Source organism: Trinickia sp., assembly GCF_036503415.1.
Classification (GTDB): Bacteria; Pseudomonadota; Gammaproteobacteria; order Burkholderiales; family Burkholderiaceae; genus Trinickia.
Genome location: NZ_DASXWY010000066.1, coordinates 1 through 9,583 on the forward strand (window position 1 = coordinate 1; position 9,583 = coordinate 9,583).

Here is a 9,583-nt window from a genome sequence, read left to right on the forward strand (position 1 = left end):
AGGCGGGCGAGCACGTGCGGGTCGACCGGCTTGCGCACGAAATGACGCATGTCCCGCCGTTCATGGATGGCGCGATATACGGCCGCGCGCTCCCCGTCGTCGAATTGCATTGCCATCGAAAAATTGGCCTTTGAGGCTCGCGAAGTCTATGGATACATCCTGGCGCGCCGCTTGCGCCATTCGATGGCAGGCAGTGAGCGCCGGCGGGCCCAAAGATACCACGCGCATCGGCATGCGCCCCTTACATGGCGGATGCGCTGGTGTGACCCGTTCGCACGGGCCGGGAACAGCCGTTGCGACGCGATACAGGCGAGTCTCGGAGATTTTCTTCAGCCAACAGGAGGACCAGATGACATCGCGAAAACCCAGCCAGGCCGCGCCGACCAACCCGCGCGGGCATGATCGTGGCGATCACCGGCAGCCTCAGCAGCAACAGAATCAGCAAAAGATGCCGCGTCACCAAGGCGGCCAGCGTCAGCCGTAGCCGAGCGGCGCGTCGGACCGACCGGCGCGCTTCGTTCGAGTCATGTCATTTATGCAGCAGTTGCCGCAGCGCATGGACGTCGTTGCCGCTGATCGGCTGAGCGTTGTTGCCCCATGCGCTGCGGATGTAGGTCAGCACTTGTCCCATCTGTGCGTCGACCAGTGTGCCGGCAAACGCGGGCATCCGTTGGCGTGGCGGACCCGACTCCGTGGCGGGGCTGTTTCCACCCTCCACGAGCAGGCGGATCAGCGACGTCGTATCTTTCGCGAGCACCGATGGATTGCCCGCCAGCGCGGGGAACACATTGGGCACGCCCTTGCCGTCGAGCCCGTGGCAACGCGCGCAAAACGATCGGTAGACGATGTTTCCGAGCGACTGATCGTCGGCCACGCGATTGCCGTTCGCGCTCGGCTGCGTCGATGCGTCTTGCGGTGCGAACGTGCCGGAAGGTTCGCGCGCCGGCAGCGACTTCAGGTAGTGGGCGATTGCGAGCAGGTCGCCATCGCTGAGATATTGCGTACTGTCCTCGATCTGCTGGACCATGGTCCCGTAGGCCACGATGCCGGCGCCATGGCCCGTCTTCAGGAAGCGCGCGATATCGGTTTCGCTGAGGCGGCCTAAGCCGGAGCCCGCGTCGCCTGTCAGATTCGACGCGAACCAGTGGTCGTTGATACCACCGGTGAGGAAACGCGGCGCCGATTCGTCGTAGCCGCGCTCTTCGTAGGCGAAGCCGCGCGGGGTATGGCATGCACCGCAGTGCCCCACCGATTGAACGAGATAGGCGCCACGATACCATTGCGCATCGCGTCCCGATGGCTGCCGAACGCCCTTGTGCGGCATAAACGCCCATTGCCAGAAACGCAACATCCAGCGCTGGTTGAACGGAAATGCGACGTCGGAGGGCGGCGTCGGCTTCGACACCGGTGGCACGCCCTGCATCATGAACGTGTAGAGCGCGTGCAGGTCGCCATCGCTCATTTTGGCGAACGCCGTGTACGGCATCGCCGGGTAGAGTCGCTTGCCGCCGCGCGCGACGCCTTCGCGCAGTGCTTTTGCGAAATCATCGTAGCTGTAGCGGCCGATGCCGTAGCGCACATCGGGTGTGATGTTGCTGGTTACGATGGTGCCGAACGGCGAGCCCATGCCGAGTCCGCCCGCATAAGGCGCCCCGCCTTCGGGTGCTGTATGGCAGCCTGCGCAGTCAGCGGCTTTTGCGATGTACGCGCCGCGTTCGAGCAGGGTGGCGTCCGCACCCGAGACAGCATCGGCCCGATGCGGTGCGGCGGCCTGCTTTGCGTCATCGGTGGAGGCCTGCGCTGTTTCCCGTCCGGCGTTGCCCATCGCTATGGCGACGATGGCAGGCAGCGTCAGCAGCAGCAATCGCAGGGCGAGCGAGGCCTTCATCGCGTGGGCTCCCGAAGCGACGCAGCGTTGGGCTCCGGAATCGGCTCTGCCGATGGCGCGTGCGATATGAGTGGAATGAGCGGAGAGTGAGCGCGAGTCAACCATCGTCCAGCGACAATCAGCGCGCCGATCAAATAGGCGAGCGAGGCGGGCACCCACATCACGAGCCCACCAAGTTGCTGATCGCCGAGCGGCTCCATGCCGAGTGCGCTCGTCGGCTCGACATAGGACGGATACCAGACGCCCGGCGAGAGCGTGATGAGCGCGCCGAGGGCGCCGGTATGGACCATCGTCGTAAAGAGTGAAAGCATCGCATGGCCCGAACCGCGCCGTGCCGCCCCCTCGCCGAGAATCGACCACCAGAAGATCAGGGCGGTCCCCAGGAAGCTTGCATGTTGCAGGGTATGAACGACGGAATGGGCGAGTGCGCTCTCGAAGAGCGGCGGCGCGTGCCAGGCCCAGAGCGCCACGGCATGGAGAAGCCAGGCCGGCAGCGGAGCGACCAGCGCGCGCCATGCGGCGGACCATGCGCGCGTGCGCAATACACGGCCGATCGCCATACGGGCACGTTGCGGCAGCGCCCATATCCAGATGCCGAGCGGCCGGCCCGCGACGAGAAGCGGCGCGGCGACGATCATCATCGCTTCATGCTGCACCATGTGCGCCGAAAAAAGTGCCGCGCTCAACGCGTCGAGCGGTGAGACGAGCACAGCGGCGAGTACGATCCACCCCGCTGCGAACGCCATCAGATGCGTCTGTCGCGCGCGACGTCCAAGACGGGAACGTCGCGTCAGTCGGACGAATCCCGCGAGATACGCGGCCAGGCTCAACGCGAGTAAGGCGATCACCCACGAGTCGAACGTCCAGCCAAACACGGGTGTACCCGAGGCCCCCGTGGTGGGCGTATGCGCCGAGGCGGGCGCGGCGAGGGCGGCAGCGAAGAGCGCCGGCGCACGCCGTACGGACGACCTCGCGCAGGCGCGCACGCTCATCGACAGGCGGAGAGCAGCCATTGCGGGAACCACATCATCAGTTGCACGAGCGTGCCCAGCGCGCCGACGATCGTCGCGGCAAACGCCAGAAAGGCCTCGCGCGCGTCGCGCGATTCATAACTTGCCGAAAACGGCACGGACGTTTGGCGCCATCGACGATAGGCCAGCGCAGTCGCCGCAATCGAGACAGCGAACGCGATGCCGCTCACGGCATTCAGCGGCGCTCGGGTGTGCCACGCGCAGGCGTAGTGAACGAGAGCATAGTCGGCGCTTTGTGTCGCGAGCACGAGTGCGGGTACCGCCAGCAGCGCGAACCAGGTTTTCATTGTGTTCATGCGGTGCGTCCTCTCCTTCGACCGGTTCCACCGGCTCGGCCGGCGCGGCCGGCCATCAAAACAGTGCGCGCGGCGCCAGATAGACGACGGCGTATATCGGTATCCAACTGAGCACGACGAAATACCAATACAGCGCGTTCTCGCTGACATCGACGAATCGTCGACCCTCGATCGGTCCCGTAAACAGCAGCACGCCCAGAACGGCCGTATCGATCGTATCGGTGACCAGGTGCGTCGTGTGCAGGCCGAGCAGAAACCACACGATCGACCCGTAGGCGTTCGCGTACCACTTCACGTTGAGCGCCGCGAATTCGAGACCGCGCACCGCGAGAAAGGCGAGGGAAAACGCGAGGCATATCGTCAGCCAGAGTCTGCAGCGCGGTAGATCGAGGCGCTGCGCGGCCCGCTTCGCCAATTCGTTCGGCACGAGGCTCATGAGCAGAATCGCGAGGTTTGCCGTACCCCAGCGCATCTCGGGCGGCGGGGCATCGAGCGGCCACGCCGCGTTGATATCGCGCAGGTAGAAGTACATCGCGACGGCGATCGCGAAGACCGTCCCCTCGATCAGCATCAGTCCGGCCGTCGCCCACCACATCGCGCTGCGATGTCCGAAACCGAAGCTCGGCAGATCGCGGACGTCGATCGAAGCGCGTCCGTCGCGCGAGGTAGCCTCGCCGCTGCTCATGGCTTGCGCTCCAGCGCCATGGCTTGCGCGTGATGACGTCGCGTCGGCCAGAACCATGCGGTCAGTGCGATGACGACCGGCACGGAACCCCACACGACAGCCCACGGCGTGAAGATCGAACCGATGAAGAGCACGGTCGTGGCAACGGCACTGACGAACGGCCAGATCGATGGCGTCGGGAACAGCGAGCGCAGGTCCGGGCGCGCGTCGAGCACCGTCGTGAGCAGTACCTCGCGGGCATCGGCCGCAAGTCCGCTGACATGGGCGGGATGCGTTGGCGGATCCCAGAGCGGATCGCGGCCGTGCACGACCGGCAGCGCATCGAAGTTGTGCGGCGGCGGCGGGCTCGGCGCGGCCCATTCGAGCGTGCCGGCGCCCCAGGGATTCGGGCCCGCGCTCGGCCCATGCCGCAGGCTGCGCCAGACGTTGAAGACGAACAGCAGCACGCTTGCCGCGATGGTCCACGCGCCGACGGTCGAGATCAGGTTCATCGCGGACCAGCCCATACCGGCCGGATAGGTCCAGACGCGCCGTGGCATGCCGTGGAGTCCCAGCCAGTGCATCGGGAAAAACGCGACGTTGAAGCCGATGAAGAAGAGCCAGAACTGCCAGCGTCCGAGCCGCTCGTCGAGCATGCGTCCCGTGACCTTCGGAAACCAGTAGTGAACGGCGGCGAAGAGCGGGAAGACGGCACCGCCGATCAGCACGTAGTGCAGATGCGCGACGACGAAATAAGTGTCGTGCAACTGCAGATCGAGCGACACCGAGCCGAGCATGACGCCGGTCATCCCGCCCAGCACGAGGATGAAGAAGAATGCGAGGACGAACAGCAGCGGCGTTTTGAGGTTCAGGCGGCCTGTGAGGAGCGTGGCGATCCAGCAATAGATTTGCAGGCCGGAGGGAAGGGCGATCATCACGCTCGCGGCGGTGAAAAAACTTTTGCCGAGCTGCGGAACGCTGGTGGCGAACATGTGGTGAACCCATAGCCCGAAGGCCAGGAAAGCGGTCGCGATCAGCGCGAGGACGATCGCGGTGTAGCCGAATATCGGTCGCCGCGCGAAGGTCGGCAGGATCGACGAGATGAAACCGAGTGCCGGGATGAAGATCAGATAGACCTCCGGGTGGCCGAAGAACCAGAAGAGGTGTTGCCAGAGCAGGACGTCGCCGCCGAGCGACGGATTGAAGAACTGCGTCCCGACGAGCCGGTCGAGAATCAGTGCGGTACTGGCGAGCATCACGGCCGGCATGGCGAAGATGACCATGAACTGCGTGACGAGCGTGGCCCATGCGAAAAGCGGTATGCGGTTGAGCGACATGCCCGGTGCCCGCATCTTGAGGATCGTCGTGATCAGCACGATGGCTTCGAGCAGCGAGGCAAGCTCGGTGAACGTGATCATCTGCGCCCAGATGTCGGTGCCCTTGCCGGTGGCGTAGTCGGGGCCCGCAAGCGGAACATAGCTGAACCAGCCCGCGCGCGGGCCGGCGCCGAGCACGAAGGCGACGTACAGCGTGAGTCCGCCGAACAGGAACACCCAGTAGGCATAGGCGTTCATGCGCGGAAAGGCGATGCTGCGCGCGCCGACCATCAGCGGGATCAGATAAATCGCCACCGCCTGCATTACCGGGACGCCGAAGAGAAACATCATCGTCGTGCCGTGAATCGTGAACAGCGTGTCGTACAGGTCGGGGCCGACGAGGTGCAGGCCCGGCCGTGCCAACTGCAGGCGCATCGTGAGCGCGAGCATGCCTGCCAGCGCAAAAAATGCGAACGTCGTGACGACGAAGCGGCGCGCGATGGTCTTGTGGTTGACCGCGGCGAGCATCCCGACGATGCCCGGCGGATCGTCCCATGTGCGGGCGAGCAGGCGCCGCGTGGTATCGGTGGCGGTCGGGCCGTCGACTCGATGTTCGTCGCGGCTGCTCGAGAACTCGGGGCCGGTGTGCGCCATCGTCATTTGAGCGTGGTGAGCCAGGCGACGAGCGCCTGAATGTCGGCGGCCGGCAACGCGCTCGCAGGCATGGTCGCGCCGGGCTTGGCTGCCTGCGGATTACGGATCCATGCGGCGAGGTTGGCCGGATTGTTTTCCAGCGCGCCCGCGGCCAGCGTGCGGCGGCTCATCAGATGCGTGAGGTCGGGCGCGAGCATGCCGAGCGCATGCGTGCCACGTACGGTATGGCAATTCGCGCATGCCGACGCCTCGAAGAGCGCCCGGCCGCGCGCGGCCAGTGCGTTGTCCGGCGGCGCGGCCGGCAGGCGTTGCGCGGCTGCCCAGGCGGCATAGCGCTCGGGCGGGTCGGCCATGACAGTCATGGCCATCAGCGCATGTTCGGTACCGCAGAACTCCGCGCATTGGCCGCGGTAAGCGCCGGGCCGGTCCGCGCGGAATTCGATCGTCGAACCGATGCCCGGCAACAAGTCCTTCTTGCCATGGAGATTCGGCACCCAGAAACTATGAATGACATCGCCGGCCGCCAGCGACACGATCACGGGCCGGCCCACGGGTACGTGCAGTTCGTTGGCGACGGCGAAACCGGGTGCGCCGTCTTCGGGTGCGTAGTTTGCCTGCCACCACCACTGCCACCCGGTAACCTGGATGTGCAGCGCGTGGGCGGCCGGCAGTTTCGAAAGCGCCCGATCCGTCAGTGCGTCGGCCACTGTCAGCCCGACGAGCAGCACGACGGAAACGGTGGTTGCCGCGATGACGGCCCGTCGCGGGCCGCGCTCCGGGCGGGTATTGGCCGACAGATCGGGTGCGGCCGGCGTATCGGCGCGGCGGCGCGCCAGCCCCACGAGTACGGCCAGAAGCACTGCGGCGAAGACCGCGCCTGTCACGATGAGCGTGAAGTGCCAAAGGCGTGCGATATGGGCGGCTTGCACTCCTGCAGGCGCGAGCGCATCGTGCTGTGGAGTGGCTTGTGCGAGGACGGTGATCCAACCGGCGGCGAACATGACAGACCTTCCGAACATGACAGACCGTCCGACGTGCGGTGTAGGACCGCAGCGGTTGGCATGCGAAGTGCGGGGTGGTTTCATGCGGCGGCGACGATGGGTGGGACGTCAGCCGAAGAGCACGTTCTGTTCCCGCAGAAATTCGATCGGACGCATGAACACTCAAGAGACCGCGCGATGAACGAGGTGCCCATGTCAGATCGTCGGCGAGGCTTGAGCGCTCGTACGGCCAGGCAGCTTCGCGAAGTGCTCGAAGGCCGGCGCCGCGGCGCGCGCATGCTGCTGCCGTTCGCCGGGCCGGCCGTAGTCGTTTCGGTCGCTTACATGGACCCCGGGAATATTGCAACGAATCTGCAGGCAGGCGCGGGATACGGATATGCGTTGCTGTGGGTCGTGCTGTTTGCGAATGTCGTCGCGATGCTGTTCCAGTCGATTTCGGCGCGCGTCGGGGTGGTGACGGGCGAGAGCCTGGCCCGCGTTTGTGCACGCGCTGCGCCCAAGCCGGTGACGTTGGCGATGTGGTTCGTCGCCGAGATCGCGGCGATGGCCACCGACTTAGCGGAGTTTCTCGGGGCAGCTATCGGTTTTTCGCTGCTTGCGCATCTGCCGCTCATCGTCGGCATGGGCGTCACGGCTGTGCTGACCTGGGGGCTACTGCTGATGCAGGGGCGCGGTTTTCGTCCGCTCGAGCTTGCGATCGGCGCGCTGGTCGGCGTCATTGTGATCGCCTATCTCGCGCAATTGCTGTTCGTGCCGCTCGAGTGGAGCGCAGTTGCGCGCGGAACCTTCGTGCCGACGGTCGCCGATCGCGAGGCGCTCTTCGTGGCCGTGGGCATCGTGGGCGCCACGGTGATGCCGCATGCCCTGTTTCTTCATTCGGGACTGACGGGCGAGCGCGTCGCGCCGCTCACCGATGGCGAACGGCGCACGCTGCTGCGCTATTCCAACGCGGAAGTCGTCATCGCACTCGGCGTGGCGGGGCTCGTCAACATGACGATGGTGGCCATGGCCGCGGGTGCGTTTCACCATGGATTCCCGCGGATGGCACAGATCGACGTCGCCTATCGGACGCTGATGCCGCTCTTCGGTTCGATGGCAGGTGGGCTGTTTCTGACCGCCTTGATGGCATCGGGCATATCGAGTTCGGTCGTCGGCACGATGGCGGGGCAGATGATCATGCGGGATTTTCTGGGCTTTACCGTGCCCCTCTGGTTGCGCCGGCTAGTCACGATGCTCCCGGGATTCGTCGTCGTCGGAATGGGCGTGGATGCCACGCGTGCGCTCGTGCTGAGCCAGGTCGTACTGAGCATCGCCGTGCCCGTACCCATGATTGCGTTGTTGGCGGTTGCCTGCCGGCGACGGGTCATGGGCGGCTATCGACTGGGGCCGCTCGCAATGTCGCTCGCCATCGTGTTTGCCGCGGCGGTGTTGCTGATGAACGGAGTGCTCGTCGCGCGCATTGTCGGGTAGCGGAGATCGCGCTCGGCGTGAACTCGACCTGCGTCGCGGCTAGCGGTGGTGGACCGCCGCGGTCGCTGGCTTCGCGCCGGCCAGAATTCGTCGGATCTGCGCCAAATGCTGCTCCGCGAGCACGCAGTCTTGCGCGGCGCGAACCGGCCGACGCGGTGCAGGCGGCCAAATCCCCAGATAGCGGCACAGTGCCGAGACAAACACGGGACGACCCGAGTGCGCCAAGTGCCGCGCCGCTTCGGTCACGCGCACGTTCCCCGCGTGGGTCATTAGCCAAGCCAGCGCCTGCCGGTCGTCGTCATTCGCAATTCGGATCAGCCGTTCCATACAGAGCCTATACTGTATAAATGAACAAGTATATATATACAGTACTTTTGGGAAACGCGCAAACCGCTGGCCGTTGACGTCAACATGAGGTTTCCTGATGTATGAGAGATACGAGGCGGTCAGGCTTGCCGAGCCGCGGGGTAACCGATCGCATACGAGGGCGGATACCCAATCGCATAACCGGCATGGCCAAAATAACCTTGCGGCTGAACGTAATGGCCCGCGTAAGGCGCGGTATGCGCGCCGTAGCCAGCGTAGTAGCTGCCCGACGGCGGCGCGTGATAAACGACGGGGTTGAACAAGCCGCTGCGCAGTCCGCTCAAGAACCCGCTCGTCAAACCCGGCAACCCGAAGCGCACCGTATGTCGACGGCCGAAATAATGAAAGCCGACGTGTGCATGGACGCGGCCGTACGCGTCCTCTCCATGACCGTATGAAAAGCCGATCGGCCGATGCGCGCCCACCACGTGCGTGCGATATCCGGGCACGCTCCAATGCGGCGAATAAACCGGGTAACCGTAGGCGGGTGCGGGCGCCACGGCTGCCGCATGAGCGCCATGAGCCCCCTGAGTGCCCTGAGTGCCCTGAGTGCCCTGAGCGCCCGGCGTCGATTGGTTCGCGTTCTGCGCAGCGGGCTTCGGCTTGTCGGCCCCCGGCTTGAGCGTCGGCCGCGGCGGAGTCGTGCCCGATGCCGACGCGGGCTCGGTTTCCGCCGGCCGGGAAGGTTCGCGCGCGACAAGCAGGCTTGCCGCTGCTTCCGATCGCTCTCTCGCGGTCACCGGCAGCGTACGTTGCCGTTCGAGCGCGACGCGCGAAAAATCGGCCAGCCGGCTCATGGATTGCGTGCGTCGCAGCGACCCATTGCCGTCAGCGGGACGCTCGCCGCCGGCGCTCGCGCGTTGCGTGAGCGCCCCCAGCACGGCGTCGCCGCGGCTC

At 65.6% G+C, this 9,583-nt stretch carries 9 protein-coding genes and 2 pseudogenes; 2 read left to right on the forward strand and 9 right to left on the reverse strand.

Annotated features, from left to right (window positions below):
* Positions 1-116: pseudogene (locus tag VGL01_RS09260) on the reverse strand (5,6-dimethylbenzimidazole synthase); the annotation flags it as partial.
* Between the two features lie 233 nt (positions 117-349).
* Here VGL01_RS09260 and VGL01_RS09265 point away from each other — a divergent pair.
* Positions 350-484, forward strand: a complete 135-nt coding sequence (locus VGL01_RS09265; RefSeq protein ID WP_331568584.1) for a hypothetical protein — start codon at positions 350-352, stop codon at positions 482-484.
* A gap of 45 nt (positions 485-529) precedes the next feature.
* On the opposite strand, the gene VGL01_RS09270 is transcribed toward VGL01_RS09265, so the two are convergent.
* The 6 genes from VGL01_RS09270 to coxB are packed head-to-tail and all read right to left on the reverse strand — an operon-like array spanning position 530 to position 6,850.
* A complete protein-coding gene (locus VGL01_RS09270) occupies positions 530-1,888 on the reverse strand; it encodes a cytochrome c (RefSeq protein ID WP_331568586.1) in 1,359 nt (452 codons plus the stop codon).
* Entirely contained in the window at positions 1,885-2,901 is a 1,017-nt protein-coding gene (locus VGL01_RS09275) for a cytochrome c oxidase assembly protein (protein WP_331568588.1), read from the reverse strand. Before VGL01_RS09275 ends, VGL01_RS09270 begins: the two co-directional genes overlap by 4 nt.
* Positions 2,877-3,215 (reverse strand): hypothetical protein, encoded by a 339-nt coding sequence (locus tag VGL01_RS09280; RefSeq protein ID WP_414720207.1) that lies wholly within the window; start codon positions 3,213-3,215, stop codon positions 2,877-2,879. The genes VGL01_RS09275 and VGL01_RS09280 overlap by 25 nt, the downstream gene beginning before the upstream one ends.
* 55 nt (positions 3,216-3,270) lie before the next feature.
* Complete coding sequence (locus VGL01_RS09285; RefSeq protein WP_331568590.1) at positions 3,271-3,900, reverse strand: cytochrome c oxidase subunit 3; 630 nt, start codon at positions 3,898-3,900, stop codon at positions 3,271-3,273.
* Complete coding sequence (gene ctaD / locus VGL01_RS09290; protein ID WP_414720208.1) at positions 3,897-5,849, reverse strand: cytochrome c oxidase subunit I; 1,953 nt, start codon at positions 5,847-5,849, stop codon at positions 3,897-3,899. The genes VGL01_RS09285 and ctaD overlap by 4 nt, the downstream gene beginning before the upstream one ends.
* A 2-nt stretch (positions 5,850-5,851) precedes the next feature.
* Positions 5,852-6,850 carry a cytochrome c oxidase subunit II gene (gene coxB, locus VGL01_RS09295; protein WP_331568594.1) on the reverse strand — a complete coding sequence of 333 codons (999 nt, stop codon included), beginning with the start codon at positions 6,848-6,850 and terminating at the stop codon, positions 5,852-5,854.
* A 192-nt stretch (positions 6,851-7,042) separates the two neighbouring features.
* Between coxB and VGL01_RS09300 the strand changes: the two genes are divergently transcribed.
* Positions 7,043-8,320, forward strand: coding sequence for an Nramp family divalent metal transporter (locus VGL01_RS09300; protein WP_331568595.1), 1,278 nt, complete (start codon positions 7,043-7,045; stop codon positions 8,318-8,320).
* A 39-nt stretch (positions 8,321-8,359) separates the two neighbouring features.
* Here the strand turns inward: VGL01_RS09300 and VGL01_RS09305 are convergent, their stop codons facing one another.
* Together VGL01_RS09305 and VGL01_RS09310 are read right to left on the reverse strand one after the other, a co-directional pair.
* On the reverse strand, positions 8,360-8,647 hold the full coding sequence (locus VGL01_RS09305) for a hypothetical protein (RefSeq protein WP_331568596.1): 288 nt from the start codon (positions 8,645-8,647) through the stop codon (positions 8,360-8,362).
* Positions 8,648-8,766: 119 nt separating this feature from the next.
* A pseudogene (locus VGL01_RS09310) lies at positions 8,767-9,583 on the reverse strand (hypothetical protein); the annotation flags it as partial.